Annotated in this window: 20 protein-coding genes; 14 read left to right on the plus strand and 6 right to left on the minus strand. The window is 68.1% G+C overall.

Going from position 1 to position 21,215, the window contains the following annotated elements; genetic code table 11:
• Positions 1–137 precede the first annotated feature (137 nt).
• Both ABC347_RS07465 and ABC347_RS07470 read left to right on the plus strand, forming a co-directional pair.
• Complete coding sequence (locus ABC347_RS07465; RefSeq protein WP_413245104.1) at positions 138–737, plus strand: hypothetical protein; 600 nt, start codon at positions 138–140, stop codon at positions 735–737.
• Positions 694–2,427 (plus strand): caspase family protein, encoded by a 1,734-nt coding sequence (locus ABC347_RS07470; RefSeq protein ID WP_413245105.1) that lies wholly within the window; start codon positions 694–696, stop codon positions 2,425–2,427. Before ABC347_RS07465 ends, ABC347_RS07470 begins: the two co-directional genes overlap by 44 nt.
• Here ABC347_RS07470 and ABC347_RS07475 read toward each other — a convergent pair.
• Positions 2,424–4,022 (minus strand): CHAT domain-containing protein, encoded by a 1,599-nt coding sequence (locus ABC347_RS07475; protein ID WP_459565462.1) that lies wholly within the window; start codon positions 4,020–4,022, stop codon positions 2,424–2,426. The genes ABC347_RS07470 and ABC347_RS07475 overlap by 4 nt on opposite strands.
• 74 nt (positions 4,023–4,096) lie before the next feature.
• Between ABC347_RS07475 and ABC347_RS07480 the strand changes: the two genes are divergently transcribed.
• A complete protein-coding gene (locus ABC347_RS07480) occupies positions 4,097–5,581 on the plus strand; it encodes a tetratricopeptide repeat protein (protein ID WP_413245106.1) in 1,485 nt (494 codons plus the stop codon).
• On the opposite strand, the gene folE is transcribed toward ABC347_RS07480, so the two are convergent.
• The gene (folE, locus tag ABC347_RS07485) at positions 5,575–6,198 is read right to left on the minus strand and encodes a GTP cyclohydrolase I FolE (protein ID WP_413245107.1); all 624 of its coding nucleotides are present in this window, start codon (positions 6,196–6,198) and stop codon (positions 5,575–5,577) included. The genes ABC347_RS07480 and folE overlap by 7 nt on opposite strands.
• Before the next feature lie 111 nt (positions 6,199–6,309).
• Entirely contained in the window at positions 6,310–7,548 is a 1,239-nt protein-coding gene (locus tag ABC347_RS07490; RefSeq protein WP_413245108.1) for a tetratricopeptide repeat protein, read from the minus strand.
• 199 nt (positions 7,549–7,747) lie between these two features.
• On the opposite strand from ABC347_RS07490, the gene yaaA reads away from it, so the two are divergent.
• Positions 7,748–8,509, plus strand: coding sequence for a peroxide stress protein YaaA (gene yaaA / locus ABC347_RS07495; protein ID WP_413245109.1), 762 nt, complete (start codon positions 7,748–7,750; stop codon positions 8,507–8,509).
• 100 nt (positions 8,510–8,609) lie between these two features.
• On the opposite strand, the gene ABC347_RS07500 is transcribed toward yaaA, so the two are convergent.
• A complete protein-coding gene (locus tag ABC347_RS07500) occupies positions 8,610–9,482 on the minus strand; it encodes an alpha/beta fold hydrolase (RefSeq protein ID WP_413245110.1) in 873 nt (290 codons plus the stop codon).
• Positions 9,483–9,519: 37 nt separating this feature from the next.
• On the opposite strand from ABC347_RS07500, the gene ABC347_RS07505 reads away from it, so the two are divergent.
• The 8 genes from ABC347_RS07505 (at position 9,520) to ABC347_RS07540 (ending at position 17,265) form a co-directional block, all read left to right on the plus strand.
• A complete protein-coding gene (locus ABC347_RS07505) occupies positions 9,520–10,923 on the plus strand; it encodes a protein adenylyltransferase SelO family protein (protein WP_413245111.1) in 1,404 nt (467 codons plus the stop codon).
• A gap of 39 nt (positions 10,924–10,962) precedes the next feature.
• Entirely contained in the window at positions 10,963–12,375 is a 1,413-nt protein-coding gene (astD, locus tag ABC347_RS07510) for a succinylglutamate-semialdehyde dehydrogenase (RefSeq protein WP_413245112.1), read from the plus strand.
• A gap of 78 nt (positions 12,376–12,453) precedes the next feature.
• Positions 12,454–13,242: a uroporphyrinogen-III C-methyltransferase gene (gene cobA, locus ABC347_RS07515; RefSeq protein WP_413245113.1), complete on the plus strand. Its 789-nt coding sequence runs from the start codon at positions 12,454–12,456 to the stop codon at positions 13,240–13,242.
• Positions 13,239–13,535, plus strand: a complete 297-nt coding sequence (locus tag ABC347_RS07520; protein WP_413245114.1) for a DUF2849 domain-containing protein — start codon at positions 13,239–13,241, stop codon at positions 13,533–13,535. The genes cobA and ABC347_RS07520 overlap by 4 nt, the downstream gene beginning before the upstream one ends.
• Positions 13,535–15,169, plus strand: a complete 1,635-nt coding sequence (locus ABC347_RS07525; protein WP_413245116.1) for a nitrite/sulfite reductase — start codon at positions 13,535–13,537, stop codon at positions 15,167–15,169. The genes ABC347_RS07520 and ABC347_RS07525 overlap by 1 nt, the downstream gene beginning before the upstream one ends.
• A complete protein-coding gene (locus tag ABC347_RS07530) occupies positions 15,162–15,587 on the plus strand; it encodes a DUF934 domain-containing protein (protein WP_413245117.1) in 426 nt (141 codons plus the stop codon). The genes ABC347_RS07525 and ABC347_RS07530 overlap by 8 nt, the downstream gene beginning before the upstream one ends.
• Positions 15,580–16,350, plus strand: coding sequence for a phosphoadenylyl-sulfate reductase (locus tag ABC347_RS07535; RefSeq protein WP_413245118.1), 771 nt, complete (start codon positions 15,580–15,582; stop codon positions 16,348–16,350). Before ABC347_RS07530 ends, ABC347_RS07535 begins: the two co-directional genes overlap by 8 nt.
• Positions 16,351–16,440: 90 nt before the next feature.
• Complete coding sequence (locus tag ABC347_RS07540; RefSeq protein ID WP_413245119.1) at positions 16,441–17,265, plus strand: hypothetical protein; 825 nt, start codon at positions 16,441–16,443, stop codon at positions 17,263–17,265.
• Positions 17,266–17,274: 9 nt separating this feature from the next.
• Here ABC347_RS07540 and ABC347_RS07545 read toward each other — a convergent pair whose 3' ends face one another.
• Entirely contained in the window at positions 17,275–17,943 is a 669-nt protein-coding gene (locus ABC347_RS07545) for a hypothetical protein (protein WP_413245120.1), read from the minus strand.
• Between the two features lie 83 nt (positions 17,944–18,026).
• A complete protein-coding gene (locus ABC347_RS07550) occupies positions 18,027–19,541 on the minus strand; it encodes a replicative DNA helicase (protein WP_413245121.1) in 1,515 nt (504 codons plus the stop codon).
• A 122-nt stretch (positions 19,542–19,663) separates the two neighbouring features.
• Here ABC347_RS07550 and ABC347_RS07555 point away from each other — a divergent pair, with 122 nt between their 5' ends.
• On the plus strand, positions 19,664–20,122 hold the full coding sequence (locus ABC347_RS07555; protein WP_413245122.1) for a MarR family winged helix-turn-helix transcriptional regulator: 459 nt from the start codon (positions 19,664–19,666) through the stop codon (positions 20,120–20,122).
• A 5-nt stretch (positions 20,123–20,127) separates the two neighbouring features.
• Positions 20,128–21,171 (plus strand): HlyD family secretion protein, encoded by a 1,044-nt coding sequence (locus tag ABC347_RS07560; protein WP_413247017.1) that lies wholly within the window; start codon positions 20,128–20,130, stop codon positions 21,169–21,171.
• The last annotated feature ends 44 nt before the right edge of the window (positions 21,172–21,215 follow it).

The raw sequence follows: 21,215 nt of genomic DNA on the forward strand, positions 1-21,215 counted from the left end.
TCCCCCAAAGCATCGTTGCAGATGTACCAGCCGGAGACACCTCTCCATCTGACATAGACGGTAAGTTGTCTCGCAAGTCGGTGATGTTAAGTTGCCGGCGGCTTCATGGTGGGGGTGGGATGCGAAAGCGGAGTGGCATGCGGATCGTGGCGATCGCTCTGGCGGCGGTGCTGGCCGGCGGGGCCGCGCCTGCACCGCGCGCCGCCGACACCGATCTCGCCACGTTCGAGACGCTGCGCCTATCGGCCGAGCTGGCACGCGCGGCGGAGCGGCGCGGCGATCCGCTGCTGATGCTGGCAGCCGCCCGGCTGCGCCGCAGCGCCGCGGTTCGTCTCGCATCTGCCGATGCGGATCGGAGCCTCGCGTGGATCGCGCAGGCGGAACGGATGGGCAGCGCAGATCCGCGCGTGCTCAGCCTGGCGGCAGACCTGCGGACGGAGGCGACGAAGGGGCGCGCCTCCGGCCCGCGTGTTTCGGCAACCGTGCTGCGCGGGGGCGAGCAGCGCGCCTTTGTCGAACGGTTCGCCGCCGGGCGCCCTGCCGTCGTCTATCTCGAAGGCGATGGTGACAGCGATCTGGCGCTGCGCGTCGGCACGGCCAGCGCGGTCGCGTGCCGCGATCTCAACCCCGGAGACGTCAAGATCTGCGCCTGGACGCCGCGCGGGGCCGATCCGGTGAAGGTAGAAGTCGTCAATGTCGGCACCGTCCAGAACCGCTTCATCCTCGGCACCAATTAAGCGCCGCGCCCGACTGGCGGCGCTCGCCTGCGCCGCGCTGGCATGGGCGGCACCGGCGCTGGCTGATCGCGCGCTGCTGATCGGCACCGGCGATTATCCCGCGCTCGCAGCGGACCTCCGCCTGGCCGCCCCGGCCGAGGATGCCACGCAGCTGCGCGCGGCACTTGTCCGCGCCGGGCTCCCGGCTGCGAACATCGCAATGATGACCGATCGCGAAGGCCCATCGCCGACGCGTACAGCAGTGCTGGCCGCGCTCGACGGGCTGGCGGGCACGGCCCGGACCGGCGAGCAGATCCTCGTCTATTTCTCGGGTCATGGCAGCCAGGCGCCCGCGCAGGACCCAGCGGCCGAGCCCGATGGGCTCGACGAACTCTATCTGATGCGTGATGCCGCAGGCTGGGACGGCGGTCAGGGCCGCGTGCCGGGCGCGATCACCGATTCCGAACTTGCCGCAGCGATCGATCGGATCCGCGCGCGCGGGGCTGATGTCTGGCTGGTGGCAGATACCTGTCATGCCGCCGGCGTCTATCGATCGGGGCTTCCGGCCGGCGTGCGACCCAAGAGCGTGCCGGCCGCCGCGCTGAACATCCCCGCGGCCCGACCCGCATCAGCGCGGTCGACCAGCGTTGCGCGCCCCGAGCCCGGTGGCGGCTTCGCAGGCTTCTACGCAGCCGCGCCCGGATCGCTGGCGATCGAGCGCCGCCTGCCGCTCGGCGCGCCCGAAGCCGTGACGCGGTCGCAGTTCAGCTTCGCGCTGGTGCGGGCGCTCGATTCTGGTCGACTGCGCTCGCTGCGCGACCTGGCGATCGCGCTCAACGCGGCGGACGACATGCTGGGCGGCGGCGCGCCGCAGCCCAGTTTCGAAGGCGCGCTGGGTCGATCGGTGCTAGGCCTGGCAGCGGATCGCCCGCGCCGTTTCCTGGCTGCGCGCGACGGCGATGCGCTGATGCTTTCCGCAGGGGTCGAGGAGGGGCTTGCGCCCGGTATGCGGATGCGGCTGACGGACGCCGCCGATGGCCAGCCCGTCGGCCACGCCACCGTCGCCAGCGCGATGCTCGGCCGTGCCGTACTGCACACCGACGGGGCGGTGGCCGCGGTAATGCTGGAAGCGGAGGCGATCGGCCCGGTCACTGCCGGGGCATCCGGACGCAACGGACTGCTAGCGGAAGTTGCTCCGATCGCAGGCAGCGGGGTCACGCGCGATCTGGTCGTCGAGGCACGGCTCTGGCGGCCGGGTCCGCGCCGAATCTGTCCCGATCTACCCGACCCGGTGCCCGCCGATACCCGGCCGATCGATCTGCTGACCCCGCCGGCGCTGCGCCAGTGCGACGTGGTGCTGGCGACGGTGCGCAACACCGGCAGCGCCCCGATCGATATCTCGCCTTTCTATGTCGATGCCGGCGGCCGGCTGGTGGCGCTGGGTTTTGTCGAGATGGGCGATGTCCGGCTCGCGCCCGGCGAACGGCGCGGCGTCGCGGTGCGCCTGCTGAGTGAGGACCGCGCGGGACGGGCGCTGCCGACCGGCAGTGAGCGGCTGCTGTTCGTCGCCCTGCCCGCCGGCCGCGGATCGCCGGTCGATCTGCGCGGCGCCGCCGATGCCGCGCTCCGTGCCGCCGCCCCCGATCCCGCCGCCGTCGATGGCGCGGGGGCGCTGGTCTACCGCTGGACGGTGGTGCCCGCGCGGCGCTAGCCCCGCCCAGCAATCAGCGCCCGTCGCCCGCGATCACGAATGGTGCCCACAGTGCCGGATCGGCGCGCTCGGGATGCGCGGCATCGTCGATCGCCGCCAACATCGCGGCGCGCAGCGCGGCTGCACGGCCCGCCGCCGGATCCCGTGCCTCGGCAGCCAGCGTACCGGCCGTCAACGCCACTGCCATGTCGTCGCGCACGCGCCAGTGCGACACCAGCATCGCCCGCGCGCCGGCTGAGAAGAAGCCGCGCGCCAGGCCCGATAGCCCCTCCCCCCGCGCCGTCGTCCGCTGCGGTGTTGCAGGCGGACAGGATCACCCAATCCGCCGCCAATGACAGGGTCGATGCCTCGGATGCAGTCAACAGCCCGTCATCCGCGCTGTCGCCGCCAGACCCGGGGGTGAACACCAGCGCAGGCTCGGCCCCCTCCCCCAACTCGCCGGCCAGCAACCCGTGAGTGGCGAACGCCACCACTCTCCGCGCCGACAGATCGGCACTGCGCACCGCAGCCTCCGTCGCCGCGTCGCCGGCCACGATCGCCGTGCTGCCGCCGTCGAATATCGCGGCCAGCCGTTCCAGTTCGGGCCGGGCGCCGGGCAATGATGCGAGCCGACCGATCGGCCCGCCCGCGCCCGACAGCACGGGATCGCCGAACCCCGCGAAGCCCTTGGTCGCGCGGCGCGCGGGCGCGGCACGCAGCGCACGCAGGCTGCCGATCGAAGGCAGCGTCACCAGTGCGTGCCGACGGACCAGCCAGTCGGTCCGCCGCAGTTCGGCCGGATCGCGATCGTCACCGCGCGGCTGGCTGCCCACCAGCACGGACAACGGCAATCCGCCCAGCGCACCGCCCGGCACGACATAGACGGTGCGCGCATCGCCGATGAAGCGTGCGACCGGTGCCCACAGCAGCCGATAGGCCGCATGCGCGAGCGCCCGATCAAATGCCGAGCGGACCCGCCGACGCGCAGGGGCGGCATCCTCGCCACCGCGCGCCGGCCCGCCGGGATCCAGACCGACCCGTAGCCGGCGTACCGTCTCCGCCAGTTCTACCTCGCTGATCGCAGCGCGCTGCCAGCCGCGCCCGCCCGGCCCGATCGCGAACACATAGGTCGCGCCGGCCGTGGGATAGACCAGCAGCAGCGCTTCCTGCCGATCGAGCAGCGCCGCAGCAGAATCGGCATCGACCGGGGCGATGCTGGTCAGCTGCACATAGGCGGGTGCGCGTTCCGCCAGCCCGGCATCGATTGCCGCCAGCAGGATGCGCGCGCGTTCGCCCCGGCCAGCCGCAGCCTTGATCGTCGATCGGTCCGGACGATCTGCCGCGCGAAGGCGGACTTCCTCGGCCTCGGCCGCCTGCAACGCCCGCGCCACGGTCTGCCGTTGGCGGATTAGCGTGCCGATCTCGGGAGTGGCCGCCGCCAGCCGTGCGGCCCCGCGCGAAAGCGACAGGGCGGTGCGCGATCCGATCGCCATCTGCGCATCCTGGAACGCGCTGTCGAACAGCGGCCGATCGCCCGCGCCCGGCGCGGCGAAGGCCGGCCCGGCGACCATCAGAAGCAGCCAGCGGGCGATCCGGCCCCGCCATCCCAATCGCACGCGACACGACCCCACGACTTGCCCTCAATTTGTGAGGCATAAGCGATTTACCGAGCGAGTCGAGCAGGCGGGCAATGGTGCGGATGAGGTGGCAGGCGGGGTTTGCGCTGGCGGTTGCGATCGCGGCGTTGCCCGCGCGTGCCGCCCCGCCCGCCGATCCCGAAGCGGCGCTTGCCGCGGCGCGGACGGCCGGCGATCAGGCCGCGCTGGCGACGGCATTGATGAAAGCAGCCGACGCCCGCCTGGTCGGCGCGCCCGCCGGCGCTGAGTCGGCCGCGCTCGAGGCGGTCGCGATCCGCGATCGTCTCTTCGGCCGCGCAAGCTATGAATCCGCGATCGCCCGCACGATGCTGGCGGTCACGCGCGCGCTGGGCGGCGATCGCGCCGGCCAGATCGAGCCGATGGGCGATGCCGCCCGTGCCGCCGCTGCCGCCGCGCGCTTGCCGGCGGAACGCGAGGAAGCCGCCGTGGCACTGTTGACCGCGGCGCAGTTCGCCGACAGCGGTGGCCGGCGTGAGGCCGCGCAGGCGGCGCGACGGCGGGGGCTGGACCTGCTTGCCCGTGCCGACACCGCCAGCGGATCAAACGCCGCGCAGGCCTATGATATCGCCGCCGATCTCGCGATGCGGTGGGGACGGTTCGATGACTCGCTGACGATGTCGACCCGCGCGATCACGATCTGGCAGGGCGTTGCGGTGGGCGATGCCGAACTCAGCCGATCACTGGGCAATGCGGCGCAGGCGCTGATGCGGCTCGGCCGCCATGCCGACGCCGAACCGCTGCTGCGCCGCGCGCTGGAGGTGGCGGACGAAGCGAAGCCGGCCGGCGTGCACCTGCAGGTACTGGCCTTGCAGAAACTCGCCGCCTTTTACCGCGAGACTGCCCGCCCCGAGCTTGCGGACGCCCTGTTGCAGCGCGCACTGGGGATCGCCGAAGCGATGCCGCGCGGCTTCCGCTATGCGCTGGCGATCGACACTGATCTCGCGACGCTCGCGTTGGAACGCGGACGCCCTGCCGCCGCCCGGCCCTATGCGGCACGCGCGGCGGAACTGGCCGAAGTGGTGCTGGGCACCGATTCGGGGGAGCGCGGCGCGCTGCTCCTGCTACTGGCCGAGATCGATCTGCAGCTCGGCGATCCGACGCGCGCCGAAATTTCGACCCAGCTGGCCGGCGAGGCGTTCGCACGCGCGCTCACCAGCGATGATCCGCGTCATGGCGATCTGCTGGCGGCACGCGCCCGGATCATGGCAGCGCGCGGCGACCCACGCGGCGCTGCCAAGGCGTTCGCGCTGGCAATAGCGGCGATGCAGGAGCGCCCCGCGAGCCATCCCGCGCTGCTTGCCGCCCGGCGTGATATCGCACGCCAGTTGTTGAAGGCAGGTGATGCGACGCAGGGCTGGCCGCAAGCCCGGGCTGCTGCCGATATGCTGACCCGCAGGCTGATCGATCAGGCGCGCCTGATCGATCAGGCCGCGCCGCTCGACGACGCCGCGCGCGCCACCTATGCGGTGTCGGTCGATCTTGCCTGGGCGCGGGCCCGGGGTTCGCGCGGTCAGTAACCCATCAGTTTCAGCACTTCCTGGCGCGAACGCTCGTCATCGCGGAACACGCCCATCATCCGGCTGGTCGTCATCGCGACACCGGGGGTGCGCACCCCGCGCGCGGTCATGCAGGCATGGCTCGCCTCGATCACCACGGCCACGCCTTGCGGCTTCAGATGCTCCCAGATGCAGTTGGCGACTTCGGCCGTCAGCCGTTCCTGGATCTGCAGCCGGCGCGCGAAGCCGTGCAGCACGCGCGCGAGCTTGGAGATGCCGACGACCCAGTTGGTCGGCAGATAGGCGATGTGCGCACGCCCGATGATCGGCGCCATGTGATGCTCGCAATGCGACTGGAACGGGATGTCCTTCAACAACACGATCTCGTCATAGCCGCCGACTTCCTCGAAGATACGGCTCAGGTGGATCGCGGGATCCTCGGCATAGCCCTGGCAATATTCCTTCCAGGCGCGCGCCACCCGCAGCGGCGTATCGAGCAACCCCTCGCGGTCGGGGTCATCACCCGTCCAGCGGATCAGCGTGCGGATCGCGGCCTGCACCTCGTCCGGCACCGCCACCTTGGGCGGCGGGGCGATCAGGTCGCCGTCGCTTTCCCGCTTGTCATCCTCAGCTGTCATCCGCGGCCCTCCTTGCTCCAGCCGGGTGCCACGCGGCCGGGGCCGCGCCAAGAGAAAAGGGCGGCGAGGTCATCGCCCCGCCGCCCTTCTAGCAATGAAGCTGGGTCAGAATCAGGCCTGCTGATCGACCCAGATCGTCCAGTAGCGCGCCAGGCCGGCACGCGGACCGGTAACCGCCGCAAACGCCGCCTTGGCGCCGGCCTTGTCACCGGAGCGGGCGAGCGCCATGCCGAGACGGGTGTTGGCGACGTTGGCGTCGATCCCACCCTTGGCGATCGCCGCCTTGTAGAAGGTCGCGGCATTCGCCCAATCGGCATAACCCAGATACGCGTCGCCGAAGTTCATCAGCGCCTTGCCGGTGGCCGAGGCCGCCGGCGTCTTCGGCAGCGATGCCTTGTCAGCGGCGACCTTGCCCGAGACGATCGTGTTGATCTCACGCGCGTTCTGGCTGGATGCGGTATTGACGAAGCCCGCCTTCACGCCCTCATCCAGCACGGCCTTCGCCTCGCCGGGGTTCCGCAGATAGGTGGCGTTGACATATTCCATATAGTCGGCCTGCCCCTTCAGCGCGCCGGCCGAACGCATCAGGCGATAGATGTCGAGTTCGGTATCCGCATCGACCTTGTTCAGGTCACGCCAGGTGATCAGCGAGTCGCGCCAGTTGGTCGGCTCGCCCGGATAGGCCAGCAGCCACTCCTGGGTCAGCTTCTCCGTCTGCTGCGGCAGCTTGGCCGCATAGCCGATCGCGATGCCGCGGCCGTACCATTCCTTGGGCGCGGGCTTGCCGGTCGCCTTCTGCTTGTCGATGCCAGCCTGCAGCGTCTGCAGCGCCTCCGGGGTCTTGCCCAGCTTCTGCTTGGATTCGACTAGCAGCGCGAACACATTGGGATCGGGCGCACCCGCATCGACCGCAGCCTGCAGATGGCGCTCGGCCTTCTGGAAATCATTGCCCTGATAGGCGATCTGGCCAACGACGGTATTGAAGGTCGCGATCTGATCCGGCGCAACCTTGCCGCTGGACAACATCATCTCGATGGCGGCGCTCTGCGCCTTCGTGTCGTTCGTCTTGCGGCTCACCTCATAATCGACCGAGCCGGTCACAAATTTGTCGTCCGGCGTGGTCGCGGCGGCCTTCGCTTCGGCAACCTTGGCGGCGGCGGTCGCGGTGTCGCCTGCGGCCAGCGCAGTCTGCGCGGCAGAAACCGCCTCGCGCACCGGCTTGCTCAGGTCGTATTTCTGGCCCGCGGCCTTCTTGTCCTTCTTCTGGGCAAGGGCGGGGTTGGTGCCCACGACGGCGGTAGTGCCCAGCGCGAGCGCCATGCCCAGCGCGATCGTCGATACGATTTTCATGCGTTTCAAGCCTCCTCGATGCGGCCGGGGGTGAGCCGCAGTCCCGGCAACGCCTAATCCGCCCCGATACGGGGCACAAGCATCGGCGGCCGCTGACGATCCCCTGTCAGCCAACCGCTGAACCGGCGTTGAACACGGCTCGTCCCGATTGGCACGCCGGCTTTGACCCCCGCCCCGGCGCTGCGCTAACGGCCCGATCATGATCGCCCTGCTCTCGCCCGCCAAGTCGCTCGACTATCAGAGCCCGCTTCCGGCGGTCGATCCGAGCGTGCCCCGCTTCGCCTCCGAGGCGGAAACGCTCGCCGGAGCAGCGGCGAAGCTGGGTCCCAAGAAGCTCGCCGCGCTGATGCATATTTCGCCTAAGCTCGCGAAGCTGAACGCCGATCGCTTCAAGGGTTTCGGCGACGCGCAGGCGCGGCCCGCGCTCTACGCGTTCGCCGGCGATGTCTATCGCGGGTTCGAGGCGGCGACACTCGATCCGCCCGCGATCGCATTCGCGCAGGATCATGTCCGCATCCTGTCCGGCCTTTACGGCCTGTTGCGCCCGCTGGATGCGATCCGGCCGTACCGGCTGGAAATGGGCACGCCATGGGCGCCGGGCCGCAAGAAGACCCTCTATGATTGGTGGGGCACCTATGTGTCCGATGCACTGTCGGCGGAGCTTTCGGCGGAAGGCAGCGGCACGGTGATCAACCTGGCCAGCCAGGAATATTGGCACGTCATCGCGCAGGCGCCGCCCGCCGGCACCCGCATCGTGACGATCGATTTCCGTGACGATGGCCCCGATGGCCCGAAGTTCAACAGCTTCGCCGCCAAGCGCGCACGCGGCATGATGGCACGCTATCTGTGCGAACATCGGCTGGACGACGTCGAGGCGCTGAAAGGCTTCGACTCCGACGGCTATCGCTTCGATGCCGAGACGTCAGAGCCCGATCTCTGGCGCTTCCTGCGCGCCAGGTGAATGCGCTTATCCCCGGCTTGATCCGGGATTCACTTGCCTTGCCTGTCGGGTCGAAAACGGAGCTGAAGCCCGGATCAACCCCGGGATGACGCATTGATGGTTATTCCACCCGCGCCAGCAGCCCGGCGATAGCCGCGCGCACTTCGGGTTCGTCCAGCGTCGGCGCATGGCCGGTGCCGGGCACTACGATTTCTTCCAGCCCCGGCAGCCGCACCGCCATCTCGGCGGCGGTTTCGGCAGACAGCAGGTCGGAAATCGCCCCGCGCACCAGCAGCACGGGCACGTCGCGCAAGCTTTCGAACGCAGGCCACAGGTCGAAGCCCGCTTCCCCGCCAGGCACACGGAACGGCTCCGCGATCTTCATGTCATAATCGAACACGATGCGCCCGGCAGGCGTCAGCCGGCACAGGCGCTTGGCCATCGCCAGCCAGTCCTCGATCGCATAGCCGGGGAAGGCCGCGGCATTGGTTTCCGCGATCGCGCGCGCGGCGTGCAGCCAGGTCGGCCAGCTGCCGCCCCGGCCGACATAGGTCTTGATGCGGCCGAGCCCCGCTTCGTCCAGCCGCGGGCCGATATCGTTCAGCACCGCCGCCGCGATCCGCCCCGGGCCCGCCGCCGACAACAGCATCGTCAGCATTCCGCCAAGCGAGGTGCCGATGGCCGCGAACCGGCCGATCGCCTGATCATCCAGCAGCGCTTCCAGATCCTGCAGATAGACGAGCGGCACATAGCTCATCGGATCCTTGGCGTAGCCGCTGTCGCCGCGGCCGCGCATTTCCGGGCAGATCACGCGCCAGCCCTGCTCCGCCAGCCATTCCGCCAGCGACGCCGCATCGCGCGCGTTGCGGGTCAGCCCATGCAGGCACAGGATCGGCGGCCGGCCCGCCGGCGCATCGGTTGTAGGCAGATAATCGCGATAATGGAGACGGATGCCGTCCTTCGACCACCAATATCCGTCATTCCATGCCGCCATGCTTGCACGCTCCTGCCCCGCACACCCATATCGCGGCATGTCCCGCCCCCCGCAACCCGCCGCCTTCCGCCCCGAAACGCGTATCCTGGCGCTCGCCGACCGCATCGCCGATCCCGTCCGCGCGGCCGACTTCCCGGAAGCGATCCTGCGCTTCCGCAATGATCGCTGGGCGGCCGCTGTCGGCCTGTCCGACCTCCCCGATGATCGCTGGATCGATCATTTCGCTCGTTTTCAGCAGCTGCCCGGATCGCTGCCGCAACCGTTGGCGCTGCGCTATCACGGTCATCAGTTCCGCCAGTACAATCCCGATCTGGGTGATGGCCGCGGATTCTTGTTCGCGCAGTTGCGCGATGCGGAGGGGCGGCTGCTGGATCTCGGCACCAAGGGATCGGGCCAGACCCCCTACAGCCGGTTCGGTGACGGTCGGCTGACGCTGAAAGGCGGCGTGCGCGAGATCCTGGCGACCGAGATGCTGGAGGCGCTGGGCGTCGAGACGTCCAAGACCTTCTCGCTGATCGAGACGGGAGAGCAGCTGCACCGCGGCGATGAGCCGTCGCCGACGCGATCCGCTGTGCTAGTCCGGCTCGGCCATGGCCATATCCGGATCGGCAGCTTCCAGCGGCTGGCGTGGGAACGCGACGCCGATACGATGACGGCGCTCGCAGGTTATTGCCTGGCGGAGCTCTACGGCGTCGAGCCGGGCAATGCGCCCGCCATCGGCCTGCTCGACCGGGTCGTGGCGGGCACCGCACGGCTGGCGGCATCCTACATGGCGGCGAGCTTCGTCCACGGCGTGCTCAACAGCGACAATATCGCGATCACTGCCGAAAGCTTTGACTATGGCCCATGGCGCTTCACCCCGCACTGGCAGCCGGGCTTCACGGCCGCCTATTTCGATCACCAGGGGCTCTATGCGTTCGGACGGCAAGCCGAGGCGATCCATTGGGACGTCGCGCAACTGGCGATCGCGCTGACGACGATCGCCGATGCCGAAACGCTGGCTCCCGTGCTCGACGGCTTTGCCGCTGCCTATGAAACCGCGTTCCGCGACGCGATCTTCGCGCGGCTCGGCATCGCCAGCCGTGGCGACGAAGCCGATCTCGACTTGCTGGCCGCGCTGGAGGCAGCGCTGGTCGACGGACCGGTCGGGATCGATCGCTTCTTCTTCGATTGGCGCGGCGGGCGTCGGCGGGGGCCATCGCCTGCCGATCCTGAATATGCCGGCGAACGCTTCGCGCCATTCGTGGCCGCGATCGCCGACTTCGCGCCCAGTGTCACCCTCGATCACCCCTATTGGTCCGATGCCGAGCCATGTTCGATGCACATCGCGGAGGTCGAGGCGATCTGGAAGCGGATCGCCGAGGGAGACGACTGGAGCGCCCTGGAGTCCAAGATCGGTGCAATTCGGCGGATGGGCGATGCGATGCAGGCTGCAGGCTGACTTGCGCCCGCCGCCCCGCCACGGCAGACAGGCGCGCAGATGACCGCCGAGCTGATCTCCACCGAACCCGCCACCGGCGCCACGCTGTGGCGTGGATCGATCGGGGATGCCGCCGCCGAAGTCGCCGCCGCCCGCGTCGGCTGGCGCGATTGGGCCGCGCGCCCGCTGACCGTACGGGTCGAAACACTGCGACGCTTCGCCAATGTCTTGCGGCAGAAGCAGGATGGCTTCGCCGATCTGATCGCCCGCGAGACCGGCAAGCCGCTGTGGGAAGCGCGCACCGAAGTCGAAAGCGTGATCAACAAGGTCGATATCTCGGTATCGGCCTATGCCGAACGGACCCCGCAGCGCCGGCTTGAAGGCGCAATGGGCGCCAAGAATGCACTGCGCCACAAGCCGCACGGCGTGCTGGCCGTGCTGGGGCCGTTCAACTTCCCGGCGCATTTGCCCAACGGCCATATTGTGCCCGCGCTGCTCGCGGGCAACGCAGTCGTCTTCAAGCCGTCTGAAAAGACCCCCGCGACAGGCGCCTTCCTGGTCGATTGCTATCGCGAGGCCGGCGTGCCCGCCGCCGCGATCCGGCTGCTGGTCGGCGGCCCTGATACAGGCCGGGCGCTGGCCGGCGATCCGGGCATCGACGGCCTGCTGTTCACCGGATCGCCGCGGGCGGGGCTGGCGTTGCATCGCCAGTTCGCCGACACTCCGAACAAAATCCTGGCGCTGGAACTGGGCGGCAATAACCCGCTCGTCGTCTGGGATACGGTCCATATCCCCGCCGCCGCCATCCTTTGCGCGCAATCCGCTTTTCTTTCCGCCGGTCAGCGCTGCACCGCCGCGCGCCGCCTGATCGTGCGCGACGGCGCTTGCGACCAGCTTGTCGAGGAACTGGGCAAGCTGATCGATCGGTTGATCGTGGGCGGCCCGCACGATGATCCGCAGCCGTTCATGGGCCCGGTGATCGACAACGAGACGGCGGACATGGTTCAGGAACGGTTCCTGGATCTGCTGCTGGCCGGCGGCCGCCCGATCAAGCAGCTCGCCCGCCCGCTGGCCGATCGCCCGTTCCTGAGCCCCGCGCTGATCGACGTGACGAACGTGGCCGAACGGCCGGATGCGGAAATCTTCGGCCCGGTGCTGCAACTGGTCCGCGTGCCCGATTTCGATGCCGCGATCGCCGAGGCGAACAATACCCGCTTCGGTCTTGCAGCCTCGCTGATCGCGGATGATCCCGCGCATTATGATCGCTTCTGGTCGAATATCAGGGCCGGCGTGGTCAACTGGAACCGGCCCACCAACGGCGCGCCGTCCAACGCCCCGTTCGGCGGCGTCGGCCTGTCGGGCAATCATCGGCCCAGTGCCTATTACGCGGCGGATTATTGCGCCTATCCGGTCACTTCGTCCGAAACCGAGCAGCCGCGCGCCTCGATCGGCATCGGGCTTCGAGATCAGTAGCGGCGGCGAAAGCACCGCTTCCACCACCCCAAGCAACCGTCGATTGCACCGGGCGCGGGCGCGGCCCATCTGCCTGCCATGGCAAGCTTGCTCGATCCAGCTGCGCACGGGCGCGTGATCCTCGTCGGTGCGGGCCCGGGCGACCCCGGCCTGCTGACGGTGCGCGCGGTCGAGGCGCTGGCCCAGGCGGATGTCGTCGTCCATGACGGGTTGATCGACATGCGCGTGCTCGATCTGGCCCCGGCCGATGCGCAGCGCATCTCGGTCGCCAAGCAGCGCGATCGCCACACCCTGCCGCAGGATTCGATCAACGCGCTGATCGTGGCGCATGTCCGCGCCGGGTCGGTAGTGGTGCGGCTCAAGGGCGGCGATCCCTTCGTGTTCGGCCGTGGCGGCGAGGAGGTGGAGGCGGTCCGCGCAGCCGGCCTGCCGGTCGAAGTTGTCCCCGGCGTCTCGGCGGCACTGGGCTGTGCTGCCGAAGCGATGCTGCCGCTCACCCATCGCGATTGGGCGTCTGCGGTCAGCTTCGTGGCGGGCACCTGCCAGGGATTGAGCGAGCAGGACTGGTCGGGCCTGGCCGGCACTGGCCGCACGCTCGTGATCTACATGGGCGTCACCAATGCCGGCGCGATCGCGGACAAGCTGATGGCGGACGGCGTTTCCCCCGGTTTGCCGGTGGCGGTGCTGGAACGCGGCACGATGGAAGGATCGCGCGCGCTGCGCACTCTGTTGGCCGATCTCGGCGACATGGTAACGCGCGAAGCCGTGAAGAGTCCGGCGATCCTGGTGGTGGGCGAAGTGGTGCTGCTGTCCGATGCGGAGAACCGGCTCGGCTTGCTCGCGCAGACCGCGGAGGCGATGGCGTGAAGATCCTCACCGGAAATGATCTGGTAACGGGCGACGTCATCTGGTGGACGGGCAGCGACTGGTCGCGCCACGTGGCGGATGCGGCCGATGTCGGCGCTGCTGGCGAGGCGATCCTGGCGCGCGAGGAAGCCGCACGCCGCGTCAACGCCAGCTATGCGATCGACGCGGAGCCGACGCCCGATGGCCCCCGCCCCGCCCATATCAAGGACCGCATCCGTGCCGCCGGCCCGACCGTACGGCCCGACCTCTGTCTCAAGCCGGCCGACCCTTCGTCCGGCAGTTGGGTGATCTGATGTACCGCTACGATCAGTATGACCATGCGATGGTCGCCGCCCGCGTCGATGAATTCGCAGATCAGGTCCGCCGCCGCCTGGCCGGCGAGATGACCGAGGATCAGTTCAAGCCGCTGCGGCTGATGAACGGCCTCTATCTGCAGCTGCACGCCTATATGCTGCGCGTCGCGGTGCCCTATGGCACGCTCGACAGCCGGCAATTGCGCATGCTGGCGCACATCGCGCGCAAATATGATCGCGATTACGGGCATTTCACCACCCGCCAGAACATCCAGTACAACTGGATCAAGCTGGAGGATGCGCCTGCTATCCTGGCCGATCTGGCCTCGGTCGAGATGCATGCCATCCAGACCAGCGGCAACTGCATCCGCAACATCTCGTCCGACCAATATGCGGGCGCGGCCGCCGACGAAGTCACCGATCCGCGCATCTGGGCGGAGCTGCTGCGCCAATGGTCCAGCTTCCACCCGGAATTCACCTATCTGCCGCGCAAGTTCAAGATTGCCGTCATTGCCTCCGACGAAGATCGCGCCGCGGTTCAGCTGCACGACATCGGCCTGCAGATGGTGCAGGGTGAAGCCGGCGCGCTCGGGGCCCGCGTGTTCGTGGGCGGTGGCATGGGCCGCACGCCGATGATCGCACCGGTGATCCGGGATTTCGTGCCCGTCGACGATCTGTTGAGCTATATGGAAGCGTGCCTGCGCGTCTATAATCGCTACGGCCGGCGCGACAATATCTACAAGGCGCGGATCAAGATCCTGGTCCACGAAATCGGCGCGGACGAGTATCGCCGTCAGGTCGAGGAAGAGTTCATCGCGGTCAAGGCGCTCGGGATCGATCCCCCGCAGGCCGAATATGATCGCATCGCCGCCTTCTTCGCGCCGCCCGCATTCGAAACCGGGCTGGGCGACGGCGTCGATCGCAGCGATCCCGATTTCGCGCTGTGGCTCGATCAGAACGTCAAACCACACAAGCAACCCGGCTATGCGATCGTAAATATCAGCCTGAAGCCGATCGGTGGCATTCCTGGAGATGCCTCGTCCGCGCAGATCGATCTGATCGCCGACCTTGCCGAGCGCTACAGCTTCGATGAAGCGCGCGTCACCCATGCGCAGAACATCGTGCTGCCCCATGTCCGCAAGGCTGATCTCCATGCCATCTGGCAGGCGCTCGACGGCGCGGATCTCGCGACTGCCAATCTCGACCTGATCAGCGACATCATCGCCTGCCCGGGGCTCGATTATTGCAGCCTCGCCAATGCCCGATCGATCCCGCTGGCACAGAAGATCGCGAACCGCTTCGCCGATGCCGATCGCCAGCGCGATCTTGGGGAACTGAAGCTGAAGATCTCGGGCTGCATCAACGCCTGCGGCCACCATCATGCCGGCCATATCGGCATCCTGGGCGTCGATCGGAAAGGCACCGAGAATTATCAGCTGCTGCTGGGCGGATCGGGTGCCGAGGATGCCAGCCTCGCGCGCATCGCCGGCCCGGGCTTTTCCGAAGATGGCATCGTTGACGCGATCGAGCGCACGGTGGAGCGCTACCGCGCCGAGCGCGAGCCTGGCGAACGCTTCCTCGATACCTATCGCCGCGTCGGCTTCGCACCGTTCAAGGAGGCGATCTATGGCTGATCCGCTCCGCTTCCGCGATGACGAGCCGCACGAGGAACCGGCGGTCACGCTCGACGCCTTTCTCGGCCAGACCAACGCCACCGCCGTCCGCCTGGAATCGGACGAGGATGCCCGCAAGCTGCTGCCGCATCTCGGCCAGCTCGCGCTGATCGAGATCGCCTTTCCCAAGTTTCGCGATGGCCGCGGCTATTCAGCCGGCCGGATCCTGCGTGAAGCCGGTTATACCGGCGAACTGCGTGCGCAGGGCGATGTACTCGTCGATCAGATCCCGCTGATGCGCCGCTGCGGCTTCGACAGTTTCGCACCCGAAGCGGCGATCGACGAAGCCGTGCTGGCCCGCTCGCTCGCGCGCTACGATCATGCCTACCAGCGCGCTGCGGACGATACGCGGCCGATCTGGGCTCTGCGCCATGGGTGAACCGGCGCGTATTCCCGATCTGATCGATACCACGCCGGCCTTCGTGGAGGCAGACGCGGCCGTGCTGAACGCGCGTTTCGCCGGCGTTTCGACCCAGGACATGCTGGCCGAACTGCTGACCGGCGAACTCAGGGGCCGGATTGCCGCCGTGTCCTCGTTCGGCGCGGAATCGGCGGTGCTGCTGCACATGATCGCCGCCGTCGATCGCGACGTGCCGGTGATCTTCACCAATACGCAGAAGATGTTCGGCGAGACGCTGGCCTATCGCGATACGCTCGCCGAGCAGCTCGGCCTGACCGATCTGCGCGTCTATCGCCCCGATCCACGCCTGATCGCGGAGCGCGACAAGACCGGGCTGCGCTGGTCCTACGATCCCGACGGCTGCTGCGCGATCCGCAAGGTCGAGCCGCTGCGCCGCGCACTGGCGCCGTTCGATGCCTGGATCTCGGGCCGCAAGGGTTTCCAGGCCAGGACCCGCGCCACGCTGCCGCGGTTCGAGATCGACGCCGACAATGGCGGCGGCCGCCTGAAGATCAATCCGCTGGCCGATTGGGACAAGCCGCGGCTCGATGCCTATTTCGCCGAGCATGATCTGCCGCGCCATCCGCTGGAGGCCGACGGCTATCCCTCGATCGGCTGCGCGCCGTGCACCAGCAAGGTCCTGCCCGGCGAAGACCCGCGCGCCGGTCGCTGGCGGGGGTGGGACAAGGTCGAATGCGGGATCCACGTGCCCGAGAAGCCGGGCGAGGAACCGGTCTTCTGAAACTTCCACGGCGTTCCCGTTTCCCAAACGACACTGGCAATCGGCAGATAACAGGCATAGCCTCCGTGTCTCACGATGGGAGTGCATTCGATGGCACGGTGGCTTGTCGCGACTTCGCTCGGCGGCCTGGCTCTGGCAGCGCAGGCACAGACACCGCCCGGCCTATCCGATCTTGTGGGCGCCCGCGCGGCAGGGGGCGAGACTCAGCTCGAAGCGCGTGGCTTTCGATCGATCCGAACCAGCACCGATGATGACCGCAAATATTCGAGCTGGTGGAATGCCGAACGTCGGCAGTGCGTCATGGTCGCCACGTCGGACGGACGCTACGCCTCGATCACCACTACGCCAGCAGCGGATTGCGACCAGCGAACCGCCGCGGTCGACCGGCGCGACGACCGCTATCGACCCCAGCCGATCGCACAACGCGGGGCATCGGGCATCCGCCAGTCGCCGAGCTATGCGCAGGATCGCGGAGCGATCCAAGTCGGCGGCAATGAGGTCGATCTCGGTCTGGTTTGCTTCGGCGATGGCCAACGGCCGGGCCTGGCCACCACCTATGGCTGGTCCTGGAACAGCCGACGCGACCGTTACGATTATGGCAACCGCACGGAACTGGAGCCGCAGCAGTTCGACGCATCGGTGATGATCCAGCTGTGGGGGGATGGCGGCCGGATCAGCCTGCCGAAGAAGCTGATCCCGCCGATCAACACGCGCGGGCAGGACGGTTGGTGGGATCTCTATGATGTCGAGACCGGGCCGGATCTGATCCGCGCCAGATATCGGCTCAACGGCCTCAACAAACCCAGCATCACGATCAACCGACGCAGCGGGCAGATCACGATCGTCGGCACGCAGCCCTATGGATTTCGCGGCACCTGCGACCTCATCGACGGAGACGATCATCGCCGGTTCTGAACGCGCCGGTCAATGTACGACGATCAGCGCAATCGCGAGAAAGGCGACTAGCCCCTGCGCGAAAGCCAGCAGGGCCGAGCCGAACCCGCGCAGCAGGCCCCCGCCCAGCACCGCAAACCAGCGCGCCTCGACAAGCAGATAGATAAGTGGCGCAATCACGAAGATCGCGCTTCCGGCCGTACGCAGCGCCGGCAAATGCGCTTGGCTGGCACTGCCGCCGATGCTGATCGCGAGCGCGAAGGCGGCTGTCGGATAGCATTGCGCATAAAAGGGCAGCCGCAAGGTCGATCGGTCCAGTGCGAGTTTGCGGCTGCGCACGGATCGCAGCGCCATCGCCAGCGGGAAGATCGCGAACAGCAGCAATCGCAGCAACAGCAGGCTACTGTCGTCCTTGATCAGCGCCGCCAGTCCGTGGCGACTGGTCACCAAAGCATTCGTGTCTCCCAGTGCCAGTTCGATGGTGTGTGCCAGCAGCAGGCACAGCGCAAGGAACAGCGGCGGGCTGAGCGCTTCCTGATATTGCTCGGTATCCGGCAGGCCGAGCTGGCTGTCGGCATAGGCCATCATCGACAAAGGTCCGGTCAGTACACGCCAGAGCGTGACCGGCAGGAACAACACCCAGCTCATGACTTCGTAGAGCAGTTCGTCGAGCGAGCTCAGCCATTGCATGAAGTTCATGGCGCATCCTTGCGCAGCCGGGGTGTGGGAGCAACGCCGTTTCAGGCGCGCGTTCCAGCCCCTGGCAACGGCGTCGATCGAAATCAGCCCATCGATTCCGGTCGATAGCTGTCGTCAATGTAGTCACTGAACCGCGTGATCCGGCTCTCGAACTTCAGCTTCACCTTGCCGGTGGCCCCGTGGCGCTGCTTGGCGATGATCAGTTCGGACAGGCCGAACGCGCGCTCCATGTCGCGTGCCCAGGCTTCGTGCGCCTCGAATGTCTTGGCATCGTCGCCGTCCATCGGCCGCTTCGGCTCGCGCCCCGCGACATAATATTCCTCGCGGTAGACGAACCACACCATGTCGGCGTCCTGCTCGATCGATCCCGATTCGCGCAGATCCGAAAGCTGCGGTCGCTTGTCCTCGCGCTGCTCGACCGCGCGGCTGAGCTGCGAGAGCGCGATCACCGGCACGTGCAGTTCCTTCGCCAGCGTCTTCAGGCCACGGCTGATCTCGGAGATTTCCTGGACGCGATTGCCGTCGGAGCTGCGACCCGACCCCTGCAGCAGCTGCAGATAATCGACTACGACCAGATTGATGCCGCGCTGCCGCTTCAGCCGGCGCGCGCGCGTGCGCAGCGCCGCGATCGTCAGCCCGGGCGTGTCGTCGATATAGAGCGGCAGCTGCTCGAGCTCGGCCGCAGCCCGCGCCAGGTTGCGGAAATCGATCTGGCTGATCTTGCCCATGCGCAGATTTTCGGAGCTGATCCCCGACTGTTCGGACAGGATGCGCGTCGCCAGCTGATCGGCCGACATTTCGAGACTGAAGAAGGCGACAGCGGCCCCGACCGATTTCTCCTCTTCGATCCCGTCCTCCTTGTCGCGCATCAGCCGCTGGGCCGCGTTAAAGGCGATGTTGGTAGCAAGCGACGTCTTGCCCATACCCGGCCGCCCGGCGAGGATCACGAGATCGGATCGGTGCAAGCCGCCGATCTTGCTGTTCACCGAATCGAGCCCGGTGGTGAAGCCGGACAGGTGCCCGCCCGAGTTCAGCGCGCGCTGCGCCTGTTCCACCGCCAGCCGGGTCGCTTGCCCGAAACTCTTGACGCTGCCGGTCTCGCCGCCCTGTTCGGCCACGCGATACAGCGCGACTTCGGCGTCCTCGATCTGGCTCTTGGGATCGACGGTCTGGCTGGTGTCGACCGCCTTTTCCACCATCTCGCGGCCGACGCCGATCAGTTCACGCAGCAGCGCCAGATCATAGATCTGCTCCGCGAAATCGCGCGCGCCGATCAGCGCCGCGCCCGATCCGGTCAGCTGCGCCAGATAGGCCGGGCCGCCCAGCTCGCGCATATCGGCGTCGGCCTCGAACATGGGCTTCAGCGTGACGGGATTCGCCACCATGTTGCGATCCGCCAGCCGCAGGATCGCTTCGTAGACGCGACCGTGCACGGCTTCGAAGAAATGCTCCGGCCGCAACCGGATCTGGATATCCTCGACCAGCCGGTTGTCGATCATCAGCGCGCCCAGCAGCGCGGCTTCCGCCTCGGCATTGGCGGGCAGCGACGGCGGGGTGCCCCCGGGGGGCTCGGGAATCAATCGGAGCGGTTCGGCCATCCCCCTTCATCGGCGCTCGCGCGGCGCGGCTCAACCGCTTTGCGCCGGGCATCCACAGCCGATCGCCGGGCTGTGGATAAGGCGAGCTTGCAAAGCGTACAGCAAGTCCCGATATTGTAACTATGCTTACAGAACCTCACCAGTCGCTCGGCTTTCTCGCGCATGACGTCGCCCGCCAGTTCCGGCAGCGTTTCGATGAGGAAGCGCGCTCGCTCGGCGTGACGCGGCAGCAGTGGCGGGCGCTGATCCATCTGGCGCGGGTCGAAGGGCAGACCCAGACCGAATTGGCCGACCGGCTGGAAGTGGAGCGGATCACACTTTGCCGGATGATCGATCGGCTGGCCGAAGCGGGGCTGGTCGAGCGTCGCGCCGATCCGTCCGACCGCCGCGTCTGGCGGCTGCACCTGATGCCGGCCGCGCACCAGATCGTCGATCGTCTGGCGGAGATCGGCCGCGGTGTGGAGGCGGAGGCGACTGCGATCCTGTCGACGGCGGAACGGGTCGAGTTGCACCGATTGCTGGGCCGCGTGCTGCAGGGCATGCGCCGGTCGGGCGACGATGATCGGGAGGATGCGGCGTGAACAAGATGACCAGCATCGCCGGCGAGGCTGCCGAACCCGTCGACGCGCCTGCCGTGCGTACCGGTCGCGTCCGCCGCATCGCGATCATGGCATCGGTGCCGCTACTGCTGGCGCTGGTAGGGCTCTATTTCTGGATGACGGGCGGCCGTACGGTCTCCACCGACAACGCGCAGGTCGGCGCGCACGTCGTCAACATCGCGCCCGAAGTCACTGGCCGCATCACCGAAGTGGCGGTGACCGAGAACCAGACGGTGAAGGCCGGCGACCTCCTCTACCGGATCGATCCCGCGCCGTACCGGATCGCACTGCTGCAGGCCGATGCCGCGGTCGGCAATGCCCAGCTGCAGATCGCGCAGATGCAGGGCGATTACGCCGCCAGATCGGCCGATATCGGCATGCGCGCATCGGACGTGGAGCTGGCGCAGGAGACGTTCCGCCGGCAGCAGGAACTGCTCGACCGCGGGTTCACCACCCGCGCCCGTTATGACGAGGCGCGTGCCGCGCTTGCCTCCGCCCGCGCGCAGCGGACCTCGGCCGTATCCGAAGCGCGATCGGCGGGCGCGATGCTCGCGGCCTCGCCGCGCGGGGGTCACCCGCAGGTCGAAGCCGCGCTGGCGATGCGCGACAAGGCCGCGCTCGATCTGTCGCGTACCGAGATCCGTGCGCCGATCGCCGGCCTCGTCAGCCAGGCCGACCGGCTGTCGCCCGGGGCGATGGCCACGCAGATGCTGCCCAACGTCAGCATCGTCGGCGCGGGGGATTACTGGATCGAAGCCAATTTCAAGGAAACCCAGCTCGCCAAGATCCGCCCCGGCCAGCGCGCCGAGGTCGCGATCGATGCGATTCCCGGCCGCCGGTTCAAGGCGCATGTCACGGGTATCGGATCCGGCACCGGGTCCGAATTCTCGCTGCTGCCGGCGCAGAACGCCACCGGCAACTGGGTGAAGGTCACCCAGCGGGTGCCCGTGCGGCTGATGCTGGACGAGCGGCCCGATCGCCAGCTTGTCGCCGGGTGGAGCGCGCATGTCACGGTGCGCGTCGCGGATTGATCGCGGGGCCGGCCCCCTCTCGCCAATCGCGCCGCCCTCGGCTA

Origin of the sequence: Sphingomonas canaveralia, from assembly GCF_047238125.1 — a bacterium.
Taxonomy (GTDB): domain Bacteria; phylum Pseudomonadota; class Alphaproteobacteria; order Sphingomonadales; family Sphingomonadaceae; genus JBDFMH01.